This is a genomic window from Acidiphilium sp. 34-64-41, from assembly GCF_002282635.1.
Classification (GTDB): Bacteria; Pseudomonadota; Alphaproteobacteria; order Acetobacterales; family Acetobacteraceae; genus Acidiphilium; species Acidiphilium rubrum.
The window spans coordinates 1-15536 of record NZ_NCJX01000004.1 but is presented as its reverse complement, the minus strand read 5'-3'; the positions used below and the strand labels follow the sequence as shown (position 1 = coordinate 15536).

Here is a 15536-nt window from a genome sequence, read left to right as displayed (position 1 = left end):
CTCAGGCTGCGCGGCGGTCGGTGTCAGGCGAACGCCGCGCGCCGCCGCCGGATTTCGTTCAGGATGAAATAGCTTAGCGCGAGGGCAGGGGCCGCCGCGCCGACCAGGGCGACCAGCGTCCAGCCGCCGCGGATCAGCAGGGCACTCGCCACCGCCGAGCCGGTCGCGCCGCCGACAAAGAACGCCGCCATATACGCGCCATTCAGCCGCGCCCGCAGCTCCGGCGCCAGCGCATAGATCGCGCGCTGGCCGAGCACGTTGTTCGCCTGCACGCCGAAATCGAGCGCAACCCCCGCCAGCGCCAGCAGCACCACGCTGTGCAGCGCCGCACCCAGCGCCGAGACCCCGAACGAGGCCAGCACCAGAGCGAGCGAAACCGCGCTACCCACCCTGCCATAGCCCGCATCGGCCAGCCGGCCGGCCAAAGGCGCTGAAATCGCCCCCGCAGCACCGACCAGTGCGAACACCGCGATGCCGAATTGCGTGTAGTGGAACCGCTCGGTCAGATAGATCGGCACCGCCGTCCAATACAGGCTGAACACGCCGAACGCCGCGCATTGATAGGCCGCCCGCCGCCGCAGGGTCGGCTCGGTCGCGTAGAGTTTGAACATGCTGAGAATGAGCGAAAAATACCCCGCCCGCGCCTTCGGCGCGACGTGCGGCAACTTACGGCGCAGCACCAGAAACAGCGCGGCCATGCCCAGCGCCGAGAGGCCGAACACCGCGCGCCAGCCCACCGCATAGGCGATCAGGCTCGCCACCGGCCGGGCCAGCAGAATGCCGAACACCAGGCCACCCATCACGTTGCCGACCACCCGGCCGCGCGTGGCATCCGGCGTCAGCGTCGCGATCATCGGCACCAATATCTGCACCGCACTCGAACACAGGCCGATCAGCAGGGCGGCGGCCAGAAAGATCGGCCAGGTCCAGGCGGTGGCGGCCAGCGCGAGGGCGACGACCGAACCGCCGATCAACCGGGTGCTGAGCGCTCGGTTCTCGACCAGATCGCCCAGCGGCACCAGCAGCAACAGACCGCTCGCATAGCCAAGCTGGGTGAAGGTCACCAACAGGCTCGCGATCGGCTTGGGCAGATGCAGCGCGGGCGCGATCAACCCGACCAGCGGTTGGGCATAATATAAATTGGCCACCACCGCGCCGGCCGCGACGGCGTACAGGGTGACCAGGCCGGCGGAGGGTGCGGCCGGGCCGGTCGAAGGGTTCATGGAGTCGGACATGCCAACGGATATGCAAGTTGTTCAGCCGCGTGCAACCGACACGGCGTCAAGGCTCACATGCGGGCGGCTCAGAAAATGTTGAGAATCCGCCCGATGATGCCCTTGGACGGTGTGGCACTCTGCTGCGGCGTGGCACCCGAAGTTGCCGGCGTGCCGAGGGCGGCATTTTCCTGCAGGCGCCGCTGCTCGGCCGAGGCATTGACCACCTGATCGCCCGGCTTGCCGCCGCCGAGCGACATCAGCGAGGACACGAAACCCCGGCTGCGGCTTTCAAGCTCGGCCTGGTGATTGACGATGGTCCGAATCCCGGAGGGTGGCGTTGGTCCGGCCTCCTGCAACAAGGCCTGCTGACCGGGGCCCATGCTGGCATCGCCATTGGCGAGTGCCGTCTGCGGCGAGAGCACATCCTCGGCCTGCTGCGATGCGGAGACCTGCTGCGGCCGGGGCGCGCCGGGCTGCGGCGTCGGCAGCGCGAGATCGGGCGGCATCGACAGCGGTGCCTCGGTCGCGACATCGTAGGCATCGGGCGGGGTGACCTCGAGCCCGAAGGTTTTCGAGGCATCGCTGCACCCGGCGAGCGCCAGTGTCGCGATGGTGGCGATGGCGGCAAGGGTCAACGGCGCGGCCGATTTGCGTGTGCGGATCATGACGCCTCCTTATCGCCGCGCGCCCCGGTGGGCAAGGGAGCGGCGGGCTCACGACGGAGCATCGAGTCGAGAATCAACGTCCCGACACCGCAGACGATCGCGGCATCCGCCACGTTGAACACATACCAATGATACGCACCGATATGCGCATCGATGAAATCGACCACCGCGCCGTACTGCACCCGCGAAATAATATTCCCGATCGCCCCGCCGATGATCGCGCCCACCGCCAGCGTCGTCGTCAGATGCACCGCCCGCCACAGCCAGACCGCCAGCGCGATCACCGCGACCGCGGCCACCACGATGAGCAAGAGCGTCGCGTTATCGCCCGCCAGAATGCCGAAGGTGACGCCGTGGTTCCATACCATCGCGAAATTCAGCACCGGCAGGATACGCACGACCGCGCGCTGCGGCAGGTCGAGACCGTACAGCACCCAGTATTTCGACGCCTGATCGGCCAGCAGGACGACCAGCGCCATCACCACGCCGGCAAGGCGGCGGTTCATCCGACATACTCGCAGCAGCGGCGGCACAGGGTTGGGTGAGCCTGATCCTCGCCCACTTCCGGCAAGACCTGCCAGCAGCGCGCGCATTTGGTGCCCGGCGCGATCGTGACTTTCGGCGGCGCGCGCAACGGTGCCGCCGCACCGGCGCCGGCCTCATCGGTCGCGATCATGGTTTCGGCCGCCGAGGTGATCAGCAGTTCCGCCCAGTCGACGCTCTGCAACGCGATCGGCGCATCGACCGCGAGGGTGATGCTGATGCAGGCCTGCAACGAGGAAGCGATGTCGCCGCTGCGCCGTGCTTCCTCCAACTGGGTGTTGGCGAGCTTGCGCACCGCCCGGATTTCCGCCCAGCCGGCATCGAGCGCGTCATCGCGCCACGTGGCCGGCACCGGCGGAAACTGCGCCAGATGCACGCACTCATCCTCACCGAATCGTGCCCGCCATGCCTCGTCGGCGGTGAACGGCAGCACCGGTGCGAGCCATGTGGTCAGGCACCGGTGCAGAATATCCAGCACGGTCCGGCACGCGCGCCTGGTGTCGCTCTGGGCGAGCTGCCGACCCTCGGCATCGAGCTTCACGTCGCAATAGAGCGCATCCTTGCGGATATCGAAATAAAACGCCGAGAGATCGTTGTTGCAGAACTGATGGATCGCCGGATACACGCCGGTCCAGTCATGCGTCTCGACCGCGCGGCGCAGCATCGCCTCGAGCTCGGCGAGTTTGTGCAGCATGTATTGCTCGAGCTCGGGCATCGCCGCGCGATCGAGTATTTCCGCGTCGGAATAACCCTCCAGCCCGCCCAGAATCCAGCGCAGCGTGTTGCGGATGCGGCGATACAGATCGGCCTGTTGCTTGAGGATTTCCTTGCCGATCCGCAGATCGTTGTGCACGTCCGAATTCATTACCCACAGGCGCAGAATGTCGGCGCCGTACAGGTCGATCACCTCCTGCGGCGCGGTGACGTTGCCGAGCGATTTCGACATTTTGCGGCCCTGCTCGTCGAGCACGAAACCATCGGTGACGATCGCCTTGAACGGGGCCACGCCGCGCGTGCCGACCGCTTCGAGCAGCGAGGCCTGAAACCAGCCGCGATGCTGATCCGACCCTTCGAGGTACAAATCGGCCGGCCAGGGCATGCCGCGCGCTTCGAGCACGAAGGCATGGGTCGAGCCGCTCTCGAACCAGACATCGACGATGTCGAACACCTGTTCGTAATCATCCGGGTTATAGGCATTGCCGAGGAAATCGGCGGCGGGGCGAGCGTACCACGCATCCGCCCCCTCGGCCTCGAACAAGGCGCGGGTGCGGGCGAAGACCGCCGGGTCGTTCAGGATGGATTTATCGGCTTTGCGCATGAAGATCGCGATCGGCACACCCCAGGCGCGCTGGCGGGAGATGCACCAGTCGGGGCGGGACTCCACCATCGAGCGGATGCGGTTGCGCCCGGCATCGGGGACGAAGCGCGTGGCGTCGATTGCTTCGAGGGCTTTTTCGCGGATATGTTCGGGGCCGTCCATCCGGATGAACCAGTTGGGGCGGGCGAGGTAGATCAGCGGGGCTTTGGAGCGCCAGGAATGGGGGTAGGAGTGGCGGAACTCTTCGCGTTTGAGGAGGGTGTTGTTGTCATCCAAGGCACGGCAGACGTTATCGGCTACTTTGTAAACGTGCTGACCGGCGAATAGCGGCACGTCGGCGGCGTAAGTTCCGTCATCGTTGACCGTTTCGGGTACTTCGATGCCGTTTTCAGTGCAAACTATAAAGTCATCTTCACCGTGTGCGGGTGCCATGTGAACGAAACCGGTGCCGGCATCAGTTGTAACAAATGTTCCAGGTAACATCGGAACATCGAAATCGTAACCAGAAAACTTTGAGAGCGGGTGTAAAACGCGCAAATTAGACAAATACCGACCGTAAGTTGTGGCAAGTCTTCTTAAACGAATACCCAAATTTTGTGAAAATATTTGAACTAAATCATTTGATACTATATAATATTCTTGTTCTGGCTCTGTCGCCGGATCATTTCCGGAAATTTTCTGCAGCAGAGAGTAAACAGCGGAGGGCTTAAATGCTACGGCTCTGTTACCGGGAATTGTCCATGGCGTGGTGGTCCAGATAACTACGGAAATAGTACTACCAGAATTTAACCCATCATACTTAAAAATAGGCTGCAAGATTTCTTTGTTGACAACCCTAAACCGCACCCAGATCGCCGTATCCGTCCGATCCTGATATTCAACCTCGGCCTCCGCCAGCGCGGTCTTTTCGACCGGGCTCCACATCACCGGCCGCAGGCCGCGATAGAGCGCGCCGTTCGCCGCGAATTTATGGATCTCGGCGGCGATCGCCGCTTCGGATGGAAAATCCATCGTCGCGTAGCGTTGCGCCCAATTGCCTTCGATGCCGAGGCGTTTGAACTCGGCGGCCTGGATGTCGAGCCATTTGGCGGCGTAGGCGCGGCACTCGGCGCGGAAGTCGAGCACCGGCACTTCGTCCTTGTTTTTGCCGGCTTTGCGGTATTGTTGTTCGACCATCCATTCGATCGGCAGGCCGTGGCAATCCCAGCCCGGCACGTAATCGGCGTCGAACCCGGCCATCTGGCGGGCGCGGTTGATCACATCCTTGTGGATTTTGTTCAGCGCGTGGCCGATGTGCAGATTGCCGTTGGCGTAGGGCGGGCCGTCGTGCAGAATGAAGGGGGTGCGGCCGGCGGCATCGGCGCGCAGGCGGGCGAACAGACCCATCGCCTCCCAGCGGGCGAGTGCTTCGGGTTCGCGTTTGGGCAGGTCGCCGCGCATCGGGAATGCGGTGCGGGGCAGAAACACGGTGGCGCGGTAATCGCGCTCGGCGGGGACGCTATCGTTCATGGCAAGCTCCGGAGGAGAGGAAACAGGTGTGTGACCCGGCCCTTAGCTCAGGGCCGGCCCGATAATTCGTCCGCTCACGCGCCGGATGCAGCACCCATTCATGGTCAATATATGCAAGCCCCAAGCCACCCCGGTCAAGCCACAGCGCCGCGGCGCCCACAGGACAAAAAGTTTTTTGCTTCTTTTTTTCAAAAAAGAAGCCCTACTTTTGCCTGTCGCCCCATTTGCCAGCGTAGATGCGTAAACACATGAGACCCACATGAGCACCACAACCAAGCGCCGCCCCTCCGTCTTCGCAATCCCCTGGCGCACGCCGGCCGGGCGGTTTTCCTGGCTGAAGCTGATCACGCTGCTGCTCTGCATCGCGCCGACGCCGTTCATTCTCTGGCAGTGGCGCACCGATAATCTAGGCAGCCGGCCGGTACATCACGCCATGCTGGAAACCGGGTTCTGGGCGATCCGCTTCTTGATCCTGTGCCTCGCGGTCACCCCGGCGCGCGCCCTGTTCGACTGGCCGCGCGTGGTGATGCTGCGGCGCATGCTCGGGCTCGCGGCGGCGTTCTACACGATCGCGCACATCGTGCTCTACGCGTGGGACGAGGGGTTCGCGCTCGGCTTCGTGGTCAGCCAGATGCTGACGGTATTCTACCTCATTCTCGGCACGATCGCGACGGTCGGGTTCATCGCGCTCTCGGTCACCTCGACCGATGCGGCGATGGCGCGGCTGGGGAAAAAATGGAAAGCGCTGCACCGGCTGATTTATCCGGTCGCGATCCTGTCGCTGTGGCATTTTTTCCTGACCCAGAAGGTCGAGGTCGGGGTGGCGATGGTGCCGGCCGGGCTGTTCGTGTGGCTGATGCTATGGCGCGCGAGTGCGCCAGGGTTTCGCCGCTCGGTGTCGGGCATCGTGATCCTGGCGGTGGCGAGCGTGATGATCACGGCGCTGGGCGAGGCGCTCTGGTACAAGCTCAACTCGGGGATCAACCCGTGGCTGGTGCTCGATGCCAATTTCAGCACGCTGCGGATCAGTGCTGCGGCATTCGTGGCGATCGATCTGGCGATTCTGGTCGGTTTGGTGATCGCGCGGCGGGTGCAGAAGCGCGCATCGGCGTGACCGTGGTGATGGGCGAATCGGCCCGGCCTGCTATGCCGGGGCATGGCCCGACCCTCTGAGCAATCACGCGTGATGGCTGCGATGCCGGCCGCCGTGGCCGGCGGCGTTGCCGGTCTGGCGTTCGCCGGCGCGCTCGGCATGGCGGCGGTCGCGCTGTTCGGCCTTGCGCCGATGCAGGCGGCGCTGCCCTGGTTCGGCGGCGCCGGGTTCGATGTGGCAGATTTCGCGGTCGATCCGCTGCGGGCCGCACTGCTCGCGCCGCTGCTGCTCGCCGCCGCCGCCACCATCACGGCGGCGGGGCGGCCCAAGCCAGGTTTATACGCGCTGATCGTCGCGAGCGTGCTGGCGGTGCTGGCGCTCGGCCCGTCCGGTTCAGCGTTGGGCGCGGTCTTCTGGGGCGGCATCGCGCTGCTGCTCGCGCTGTGGGGCCGCCAGGGTGGCGCGTTCGCGCTGGCCGCGGTGCCGTCGGTCCTGGTCACGGTGGCGCTCGATGCGCCGGCGCTCGCTCCGGTCTTCGCCTTGGCGGGCGGGGCGGCGCTACTCGGCGGCGGGCTATGGGCGGCGCGCGCAAACACGTTGGCCGGCCTCGCCCGCGCCACGGCGCTGGGGTTCGCCGGGCTGGCGCTGCTGGCGCTCGGCCTCGGGGCCGCGCCGGCGGCGGTGGCGGCGATGATCGCGAACGCGCTGATCGCCCCGGTGCTCGGCATCGCCGCCGCGACGCTGACCGAGGCAACCGGCACCAGCGCGCTCGACTGGCTGGGCGGCATTGCGCGCGGCATGCCGCGCTTTGCCTTGCTGATGGGCGGCGGCCTCGCCTTCGCCGCCATGTTGCCGCCCGGACCGGGGTTTGTCGCGTTCAGCGCGGCGTGGCGTGCCGCGATCGGTGCCGGTGCCTGGACCGCGATCGTGGTGCTGGCGCTGTGGTTCGCCTTGATGGGATTTGCCGTCCTGCGCGCGTTCGCGGCCATCGCACTCGGCCGGCCGCGCAGCCTGCGCGCCGCGGCGGCCGAGGATGCGGCGCGGCCGGTACTGGTCGCACTCGCAGCATTGCTGCTCGGTGGCGCGATCTTCGCGCTGGCCGACTTTGCGCTGGCCTATCCGGCGCGGCTCGGACTTGCCCTCGCCATGGCCGCGCTGGCGCTCGGCGCGCGGCGGTTCCTGCTGCGGGCCGGCCCGGTCGACGTGCCGGCGTATGACGATGGTTTCGCCCGCCCGCCGGCCTGGCTGCCGTTCGGCGAGCCGACGACTCAGATCACCGCGACCGGGTTTGCCGGCGCGCTGCGCCTGCCGCCCCGCGCGCACCCCGCCTGGCGCTGGGCCTGCCGCGCCGCGCGCTGGCTCGCCGTGCCGTTCCGGCCATGATGCTGCTGAGCCGCCTGATTGCGACGCTGATCGATATCACCGCGCTGCTCGGCATGGCGGCCGCGCTGGCGCTGCTCGCGCCGGTCCTGCGCGCGGTGCACGATGGTGTAGCACCGCCCCGGTGGCGGCAGGCCTGGGATGATCTGGTCAAACTCAGCCGCAAACGTCGCCTGCGGCCGGGGTTCGCCTCGCCGCTCTATCCCGCCTGGCCGGTCATCGCGGTGACCGCGAGCGGTGCCGCCTTGCTGGTGGTGCCCGGCTTTGCCTTCGGCCTGATCACCGCACCGCTCGCGACCGTGCCACTGCTGGCCGGACTGCTCGCCCTGGCGCTGGGCGCGCGCCTGGCCGCATGGCTCGAATCGGGGGAGGGTGGGCGCGGCGCGCGGGCGGCGGGGGCGGCGCTGCGGCTGGCAATCGGCCTCGTGGTCTGGCTGGTCGTGCTCGGCGCGCTGGCGGTGCGGGCGGGTAGCGACCGGCTGGATGCGATCGGCGGCCTGCTCGCGGCGACACCCGCGAACACGGCGCTGGTGCTGCTCGCCGGCATCGCGCTGGCGCTCACGCTCGGCTGCTACGAGCTCGACGATCCGGCCGATTACGCCGGGCCGGAGCGCGCGCTGTTTCGGATCGAGGCGATGCTGCGCCGCATCGTGCTGCTGGCCATCGTGCTCGACGTGATCGCGCCCGTGCCGATGGCCGATGCCGGTCTCGCCGCCACCTGGCCGGTCGGGCTGCTCGCCTGGATTATCAAGATCGGCGTGCTTGGCTTGATCCTGATCTGGCTGGCGCCGCGCCGCTTCGCGATCCTGCTCGGCGTCGCGGCGGCGATCGGCTGCCTGGTGGTGATGCTGGTGCAGGCGGTTGCGGTGCCCACGCTGTTGATCGCCGGCGGCGGCGTACTGGTTCTGGCCGGGCTGATCGGGCTGATCCGGCGCGGCGCGGTGCTGGAGGCGGCGGGTTGCGTGCAACTCGGCGTCGCATCGCTCGGCTTCGGTCTGGGCGCGACCGACGGGGCCCTGCTGATCCTGGCGACCATCGCGCTCGCGCGCCTCGCCGGCGGCACCTTCGCATCCGCCGGCCTGATCGCGCTGCTCGCCCTGCCGCCGTTCGGCGCGTTCGCCGGCGATGTCGCCGTGCTGCGCGCCGCTTTCCGCCTTGATATCAGGCTGGGTGGGGCGGTGCTGGCGGCGGTGGTGCTGACCGCGGCGATCGCGCTGGCACGCCAGCCGCCGGCTCGGTTCACCATGCCGCCGGCGCGCCGCGCGATGCCCGCCGCGCTGCTGTTGCTCGCCGCCGCCGCGCTGGGGCTGCTGCCCTGGCTGATCGCGCTGCCCGCATGAACCCAGCACTCGATGCCGCGATCGCGTCGGCGGCCCCGCCGGGTACGGCCGTGATGCTGGATGCCGCCACCTGGCGCAGCCTCGCGGCCGGCGACGCCCGGCTGGCGTTTCTCGGCCTGTTCATTTCGGGCGGGCGGGTGCATGCGCTGTTCACCGATGGATCGGCGCCGCTGCTGCTGGCGACCGAATTGATCGCCAACGCCTATCCTTCGATCGCCACAGGGTTTCCCCAGGCCGCCTGGTTCGAACGGCTGGCGTTCGACCAGACCGGCGCCATCGCCGAAAGCGCCACCGACCGCCGCCCGGCGATCGCCCAAGGGGCCGCCGGCACCGATGCCGCCTGGCCGCGCTTCATCGAAACCGTGGGCGAAGGCTTCTATCAGATCGGCGCGGGCCCGGTTGCCGGGCGGATCGCAAGCCCGGTGCACCGGCGTTTCAGCATGGGGCGCTTCAGCATGGGGCGTTTCAGCACGGACGACACGCGGATTCTCCGCCTGGAACACCGGCTCGGCTACGCCCATCGCGGCATCGCGGGGCTGATGCGCGGCAAATCGCCCCGGGTTGCCGCACGGTTCGCCGCTCGCATCGCCGGTGATGCCACGGTCGCGCACGCGGTCGCGTTTGCCCGCGCGGCGGAGGCGGCGAGCGGTGCCGTGGCACCGCCGCGGGCGGTGGCGCTGCGCGCGATCATGATCGCGATCGAGCGAATGACCGCTGATCTCGCCGCGCTGGCGGCGGCGGTGGCGGCGGCGGGTGATGCGCGGTTCGCGACCCTGCTCGGTCAGGCGCGTGAGCAGAGCGCCGTGGCGCTGGGCGAGGCGTTCGGCCATCGGCTCATGATGGATATCGTGGTGCCCGGCGGTCTCGCGCTCGATCTGCGCGGCGATGCCGTTGCGTCCCTGCTTGCCGCGCTGGACCGCGCTTCCCTGGTGGTGCGGGCGTTCGCCTGGGGGCGGGTGCGGCGCGACCTGGGGCCGGCAGCTGGCATCGCGCAGGCGCGGGCACGCTCGATCCGCGTGCTCGCTGCATCGGTGCGCGCGGACCTCGCGATGGTGCCCGAAGGCATCATCGCCGCGGCCCTGCCCGCCGGCACCGGCACGGCGCTGGGAGCGGCCGAAAGCGCGCGGGGCATGGTGTATCACTGGATCGACCTGCTCGATGGGCAGATCCGCGATTGTGTCGCGATCGATCCTTCGGCGCGGCTGCTGCCGGCGCTCGAAGCCGGCGTGGTCGGGCTCGATCCCCGGGCGGCGGCCGTGCTGATCGCGTGTTATGGCCTGTCGGTGGGGGCGATCGATGGATGAAGCGGCGGTGAGTTCACTGGCGGCGCGCCTGGCGGATGCCGGCATCACAAGGCTTGGCCGCAGCCTGGCGGTGCGCCATGTCGATGCCGGCAGTTGCGGCGGGTGCGAAATTTCGCTGGCGGGTGCCGTGGCGCTGCGGGCCGGGCTGACCCGATACGGCATCACGCTGGTCGATGATCCGCGCGAAGCCGATGTGCTGCTGATCACCGGCGTCGTCACCACCACGATGGCCGATGCGGTCACCCGCACGCTGGGTGCAATGGCACCGCCGCGCTTCGTGGTCGCGGTGGGGGATTGTGCGGTCGATGGCGGCGTGTTCAAGGGTGCGCCGACCGTGCTGGGCGGTGCCGAGCGGATCGTGCCGGTCGATCTGCTGATCGCCGGTTGCCCGCCATCGCCGGGTCGGATCATCGCGGGTCTGGTCGCTTTGCTCGAGGCGAATGCCGCGCCCGTCGCGGCCGCGCGCCGCTCATCGCGCATCGAGCCGCATGCCTGATTTCAGCCATGAACTGCGCTGCGGCGGGATCGTGGCAGGGGTGGACGAGGTCGGCCGCGGACCGCTGGCCGGGCCGGTGCTGGCGGCTGCGGCGATTCTGCCGCTCCATCTCGACGCGACGATCATCCGGTTGATCGATGATTCCAAACGATTATCCGCCGCGCGGCGGGCCATGGCTCTGGCCGCGCTGATGGACTCGGGCGCCATCATCGCACTCGGCGCGGCGTCGGTTGCCGAGATTGCGCGGTTGAATATTTTGCAGGCGAGCCTGCTCGCGATGCGCCGGGCGGTGGCACGCCTGACCGTGCGGCCGGACCATGTGCTGGTCGATGGCACGATAACACCATCGCTGCCGATGAATTGTTCGGCGTTGATCGGCGGAGATGGGATTTCGCTCTCGATTGCCGCCGCATCGATCGCGGCCAAAATCGCGCGCGATCGGTTGATGGTGCGGCTGGATCAGCGCCACCCCGGCTATGGTTGGTCACGCAATGCCGGCTACGGCACGCAGGCGCACCGCACGGCAATCATGTCATTTGGGATCACCGCGCATCACCGCCGCGGTTTCGGGCCGCTGCTGCGGGACGTCACCGCGCAGGGTTAGGCGTATTTCTGTTCCGGATGCCGCAGGTGCCACAGACGCTCGTGCGCGGCCACCAGGCTCTCGATACTCTTGCGCCGGTTGGCGTCGCTGTTAGGGCTGCGGCGCGTCAGCATGTGCTCGAGAATGACCAACAACTGCTCGGCGATTTCGTAATCGTCCTGGTCGCAGGCGTGGTGAAACGCGATCAATATCTTGTCGGACAGGCGCCGGCTATACCGCGACTGGGTCTTATCAGCCTTGACAACGTCGTCGGCGAACTGGTCGATGGTATCCTCATCTGTCACTGCGGGCATTCCGATCAAAAGATGAACTACACGTCATCTTACCGGTTTTCTAACATTTGGCTATGCTCAAACACGTCTATGGCCAACAAAAAACGCTATACAAATGATTAGTGTTGTATGCAAAACGCAGTTCATGGGCCTTTCTTATTTTTTGAACTCACCGTATTTGATATAGAGCCACACTCTCTCATTTTTTACAAGACCTAATTCAAAGTGTGCGAATAATCTCGCGCGCGGCGCGAAACCACGCGCGAGTTTACTGCGCAACTCAACCGGATTTATGCTTCGTGACGATTGTTCACACCGCAACGATCAGCGGTGGTTCGGGCGAGGTGAACACGAAATCCGAGAAGGCTTCCTCCCACGATCCGGTGGTCGAGGCCTTGCTGTATTCGGTCGCCCGATTCTCGAAGAAATTGGCGTGTTCCACCGCGTTGAGCATTTCATCGAGCCAGGGCAGCGGGTTTTTCTCGACATGGAACAACGGGTTGAGGCCAAGCTGCTGCAAGCGGCGGTCGGCGATGAAGCGGATATAGCGCTTCACCTCGGCGCCATTGATACCCTCGATCGCGCCGAATTCGAACGCCAGATCGATGAACGCATCCTCGTGATCGACGATGGTGGCACAGCTCAAATACAGCTCGCGGCGCAGTTCCTCGGTCCAGATTTCGGGGTTTTCTGAAATGAAGGTGCGGAACAACCGAATGATCGACAGGCAGTGCAGGCTCTCGTCGCGCACCGACCAGGAAATGATCTGGCCCATGCCCTTCATTTTGTTGAAGCGCGGGAAATTCAGCAGGATCGCGAAGGAGGCGAACAGCTGCAACCCCTCGGTAAAGGCGCCGAACGCCGCCAGGGTCTTGGCGATTTCATGTTTGTTGTCGACCCGGAAGCCGTGCATGTAGTCGTATTTGTCCTTCATTTCCTTGTATTTCATGAAGGCGGAGTATTCGAGCTCGGGCATGCCCACCGTATCGAGCAGATGCGAATAGGCGGCGATGTGCACCGTCTCGATGTTAGAGAAGGCCGAGAGCATCATCAGCACTTCGGTCGGTTTGAAGACCTGGCTGTAGTGCTTCATGTAGCAATTATTCACCTCGACATCCGCCTGGGTGAAGAAGCGGAAGATCTGGGTGAGCAGATTGCGCTCGCCGGCGGTGAGGTTTTTGTGCCAATCCTTGACGTCATCGGCGAGAGGCACCTCCTCCGGCAGCCAATGCACGCGCTGTTGGGTCAGCCAGGCCTCGTAGGCCCACGGGTAACGGAACGGCTTGTAGACCGGGTTCTCGGTCAGCAGATCGAACTTGGTCGGCAGGACGATCGGGGTCGGCGGCGGGGTGATGATGGCGGACATGCGGTTATCCTTTGAGGCAAAGCGAGGTCAAGGCGAGGGAGTGGTCCCCGAGCCGACGTGACGCGCACGGCCAAACAGAGGGACGGTCCCGGACCGCGCTGGTTTTGATGATCGACTCTATGCATATCTTATGGACCGGTATGGGCGGTTCGGCAATTGCATTTTTTGGCTGGGCCGGCGTTTTGCCACTACATCTGTGCGCAATGCGGTACCGCGCTACTATATGTTGACGCGTAGGGCACCCCAAGCCGCGATGCGATTGACAGCGCCGCCAACCCCACCGAGACTCGCCAACCAAACCGCATGGACGGATGCACGATGACCGATGAACCGCAGAAACACGCCGAAACCCTGATCCGGACGCTGGAGGACAACAACCACCCCGAACACGCGGCGCGCTTTGCCGATGTGCTGTCCGGCAATCTGGTGGGCACGGCGCTGCTTTCGGCCCTGCGTGAGCTGAGCGATACACTCATGGCCGGGGTCGAGGCGCTGGATCCTTCAGCCGTGGTCGCGCTCGAGGATTTCCGCCTGTCAGTGGACCGGCATCTGACCGCGGGAGGCGCCGATGAGCCGCCCGCAGCACCCTGATCAGGATTTGTGGCTCGCGGTGGCTGCCTGGCCGTTGCCGGCCTGACGCTCCCGCTGCTCCGCCTGATCGACGGTTTTGACCAAATCGGCATAGCTGATCGAGCCGATGATGCGCTGGTGGCCGATGTACCAGCTCGGCACGTATTTCAAGCCAAGCCCATGGCCGCGCGCCAGATTGGCCGCGAGGCGGGCGGTGACCGCCGGCCCGTTCATCGCCGCCTTCAGGCTCGGCCAGTCGATCCCGGCGGTTTGCGCGTCCGCTTTCAGGATTGCCATGGTGGGTTTGCGCTTCTGGCGCATCAGGATGTGTCGGAGTGGCCGGTATTTGTGTTGCAGCGCCGCCGCGAACAGCGCCTTGGTGCCGAGCACGCTCGGCTTGCCGAGAATCGGGTAGTCGACCGGCACATAGCGGAAATCATGATCCGACTTCATCAACCGGTTGAACCGCACGTTCATCCGCCGGCAGGGCGGGCAGCGGATATCGTAGAAATCCATGATCGTGACGGCGGCGGCCGGATTGCCGAACACCGGATCGCCCGCGCGGATCAGGCTGGCGGCGGTAAACGGGGTCTGGATGACCGGTGGATTGGCATCGTTGGCGGGTTTCGGTTTGGGATGATGCAGCACGGCCACCAGAACGGCGGCGATGGCGATGGAACCCACGGCAAACAGGGCAGCTCTGATGCGGTTTGTCATGGTTTTCCGATACAGGGTTCGGGTGAACGGTCAATGAGAATCATGGTGCAGGTGCGAATGGTTTGGCCGGGTGATGGCGGTGGTGGGGGTGCGTGTCAAAGGGGCGTCAGCAGGGGATCGCGCGCACGCCGCCGGCTTTGGCGTAATCGATGATCCTGCGGTCGCGGGTGATGATCGGGACGTTGAGGTGGCGGGCGGTTGCGATGATCAGGCGATTGCCGGGGTCGGCGTGGAGATCGCCGGCGATGGTTGAGGAGTCGATGGCGATGGCGGCGGTGAGGGGGGCGTTGACGGTGCCGGGGCCGGCCATGAGTCGGGCGAACCAGGTTTTCGGGTCGGGCAGGAATTCCAGGGCAGGGCGGTTTTGTCTCGAGCGGGACAGCATGCCGATTTCCCAGGCGGAGACGGGCGAGATGTGGAGGGCATCGGCGAGGCCGGCCGCCAAAATGGCTTCGCGTGCCGCGGCCGATAGCGGGTCGCCATTGGCGAGCCAGATGACGGCGCAGGTGTCGAGCAGGGCGCCCGCCATGGTCAGTTGTGCAGGATGCCGTGGGCGGCGGTGCAATCGTCTTCGGCGATCGGGTCGGTCAGGTCGATATCGTGCGGGATGATGACGCTGTCGCGCATGAAACCATGCAGCGCGTGGACGGCGCTGGCCTCGCTAGCCGGCGGCGAGAGGATGGCAACGACCCGGCCCCGCTTGGTGATGGTGACCGTATCGAACTCACGATTGGCGACGCGGTCGAGAATATCGAGGCACTTGGCCTTGAACGCGGCGGTTGATTGGGGATTGGGTGGCTGAGCGGTGGAGGAAGGCTTCTTTTTTGTAAAAAAGAAGCAAAAAACTTTCCGACCCTGGGGCACGGGCGGTTTCAAAGGCACGGGCCCAAATGAACAAAGTTTTTTTTGCTTCTTTTTTGTTCACAAAAAAGAAGTGCTTCCCTTGTCTTTTGTGTCTTTTGTTACGTTATCGTAACGAAATAGACGTGCGAAGTCACGGCCCTTTGCGCCAGAGTTTTTTGACGTTGAAGGAGGGGATGAACGGCTGGTGCCAGGGTGGCACGGGCGGTGGGGGTGGGCCGAGGATTTCGTGGAGTTGTTCTGGCGTGAAGTCGATGCTGCCGTCGGGGTTGATTTTGTAT

The 15536-nt window shown here is 65.7% G+C and carries 16 protein-coding genes; 7 read left to right on the top strand and 9 right to left on the bottom strand.

Annotated elements, in window-relative coordinates; all coding sequences use genetic code 11:
- Nucleotides 1-23 precede the first annotated feature (23 nt).
- The 4 genes from B7X49_RS01490 to ileS all read right to left on the bottom strand — a co-directional run bounded on the left by B7X49_RS01490 (nt 24) and on the right by ileS (nt 5252).
- Nucleotides 24-1235: an MFS transporter gene (locus tag B7X49_RS01490; RefSeq protein WP_286703045.1), complete on the bottom strand. Its 1212-nt coding sequence runs from the start codon at nt 1233-1235 to the stop codon at nt 24-26.
- Nucleotides 1236-1303: 68 nt separating this feature from the next.
- Entirely contained in the window at nt 1304-1882 is a 579-nt protein-coding gene (locus B7X49_RS01485; RefSeq protein ID WP_286703046.1) for a DUF3035 domain-containing protein, read from the bottom strand.
- Nucleotides 1879-2388, bottom strand: coding sequence for a signal peptidase II (gene lspA / locus B7X49_RS01480; RefSeq protein ID WP_029312810.1), 510 nt, complete (start codon nt 2386-2388; stop codon nt 1879-1881). The genes B7X49_RS01485 and lspA overlap by 4 nt, the downstream gene beginning before the upstream one ends.
- On the bottom strand, nt 2385-5252 hold the full coding sequence (ileS, locus tag B7X49_RS01475; RefSeq protein WP_286703047.1) for an isoleucine--tRNA ligase: 2868 nt from the start codon (nt 5250-5252) through the stop codon (nt 2385-2387). The genes lspA and ileS overlap by 4 nt, the downstream gene beginning before the upstream one ends.
- A 259-nt stretch (nt 5253-5511) precedes the next feature.
- Between ileS and B7X49_RS01470 the strand changes: the two genes are divergently transcribed.
- The 6 genes from B7X49_RS01470 to B7X49_RS01445 all read left to right on the top strand — a co-directional run bounded on the left by B7X49_RS01470 (nt 5512) and on the right by B7X49_RS01445 (nt 11469).
- Entirely contained in the window at nt 5512-6366 is an 855-nt protein-coding gene (locus B7X49_RS01470) for a sulfite oxidase heme-binding subunit YedZ (RefSeq protein ID WP_286703048.1), read from the top strand.
- A gap of 72 nt (nt 6367-6438) precedes the next feature.
- The gene (locus tag B7X49_RS01465; RefSeq protein WP_286703049.1) at nt 6439-7728 is read left to right on the top strand and encodes a hypothetical protein; all 1290 of its coding nucleotides are present in this window, start codon (nt 6439-6441) and stop codon (nt 7726-7728) included.
- On the top strand, nt 7725-9065 hold the full coding sequence (locus B7X49_RS01460; protein WP_286703050.1) for a hypothetical protein: 1341 nt from the start codon (nt 7725-7727) through the stop codon (nt 9063-9065). The genes B7X49_RS01465 and B7X49_RS01460 overlap by 4 nt, the downstream gene beginning before the upstream one ends.
- Entirely contained in the window at nt 9062-10369 is a 1308-nt protein-coding gene (locus B7X49_RS01455; RefSeq protein ID WP_286703051.1) for a nickel-dependent hydrogenase large subunit, read from the top strand. The genes B7X49_RS01460 and B7X49_RS01455 overlap by 4 nt, the downstream gene beginning before the upstream one ends.
- Nucleotides 10362-10865 carry an NADH-quinone oxidoreductase subunit B family protein gene (locus tag B7X49_RS01450; RefSeq protein ID WP_029312816.1) on the top strand — a complete coding sequence of 168 codons (504 nt, stop codon included), beginning with the start codon at nt 10362-10364 and terminating at the stop codon, nt 10863-10865. Before B7X49_RS01455 ends, B7X49_RS01450 begins: the two co-directional genes overlap by 8 nt.
- Nucleotides 10858-11469, top strand: a complete 612-nt coding sequence (locus tag B7X49_RS01445) for a ribonuclease HII (protein ID WP_286703052.1) — start codon at nt 10858-10860, stop codon at nt 11467-11469. Before B7X49_RS01450 ends, B7X49_RS01445 begins: the two co-directional genes overlap by 8 nt.
- On the opposite strand, the gene B7X49_RS01440 is transcribed toward B7X49_RS01445, so the two are convergent.
- Together B7X49_RS01440 and B7X49_RS01435 are read right to left on the bottom strand one after the other, a co-directional pair.
- Nucleotides 11466-11762: a hypothetical protein gene (locus B7X49_RS01440; protein ID WP_029312818.1), complete on the bottom strand. Its 297-nt coding sequence runs from the start codon at nt 11760-11762 to the stop codon at nt 11466-11468. The genes B7X49_RS01445 and B7X49_RS01440 overlap by 4 nt on opposite strands.
- 289 nt (nt 11763-12051) lie before the next feature.
- Nucleotides 12052-13107 carry a ribonucleotide-diphosphate reductase subunit beta gene (locus B7X49_RS01435; RefSeq protein ID WP_029312819.1) on the bottom strand — a complete coding sequence of 352 codons (1056 nt, stop codon included), beginning with the start codon at nt 13105-13107 and terminating at the stop codon, nt 12052-12054.
- 318 nt (nt 13108-13425) lie between these two features.
- Here B7X49_RS01435 and B7X49_RS01430 point away from each other — a divergent pair, with 318 nt between their 5' ends.
- A complete protein-coding gene (locus B7X49_RS01430) occupies nt 13426-13698 on the top strand; it encodes a hypothetical protein (protein ID WP_029312820.1) in 273 nt (90 codons plus the stop codon).
- On the opposite strand, the gene B7X49_RS01425 is transcribed toward B7X49_RS01430, so the two are convergent.
- The 3 genes from B7X49_RS01425 to B7X49_RS01415 all read right to left on the bottom strand — a co-directional run bounded on the left by B7X49_RS01425 (nt 13699) and on the right by B7X49_RS01415 (nt 15258).
- Nucleotides 13699-14394: a thioredoxin domain-containing protein gene (locus B7X49_RS01425; protein WP_286703053.1), complete on the bottom strand. Its 696-nt coding sequence runs from the start codon at nt 14392-14394 to the stop codon at nt 13699-13701.
- 106 nt (nt 14395-14500) lie between these two features.
- Nucleotides 14501-14923, bottom strand: coding sequence for a type II toxin-antitoxin system VapC family toxin (locus B7X49_RS01420; RefSeq protein ID WP_286703054.1), 423 nt, complete (start codon nt 14921-14923; stop codon nt 14501-14503).
- Nucleotides 14924-14925: 2 nt separating this feature from the next.
- Nucleotides 14926-15258, bottom strand: a complete 333-nt coding sequence (locus tag B7X49_RS01415) for a type II toxin-antitoxin system Phd/YefM family antitoxin (RefSeq protein ID WP_286838092.1) — start codon at nt 15256-15258, stop codon at nt 14926-14928.
- Nucleotides 15259-15536 lie beyond the last annotated feature (278 nt).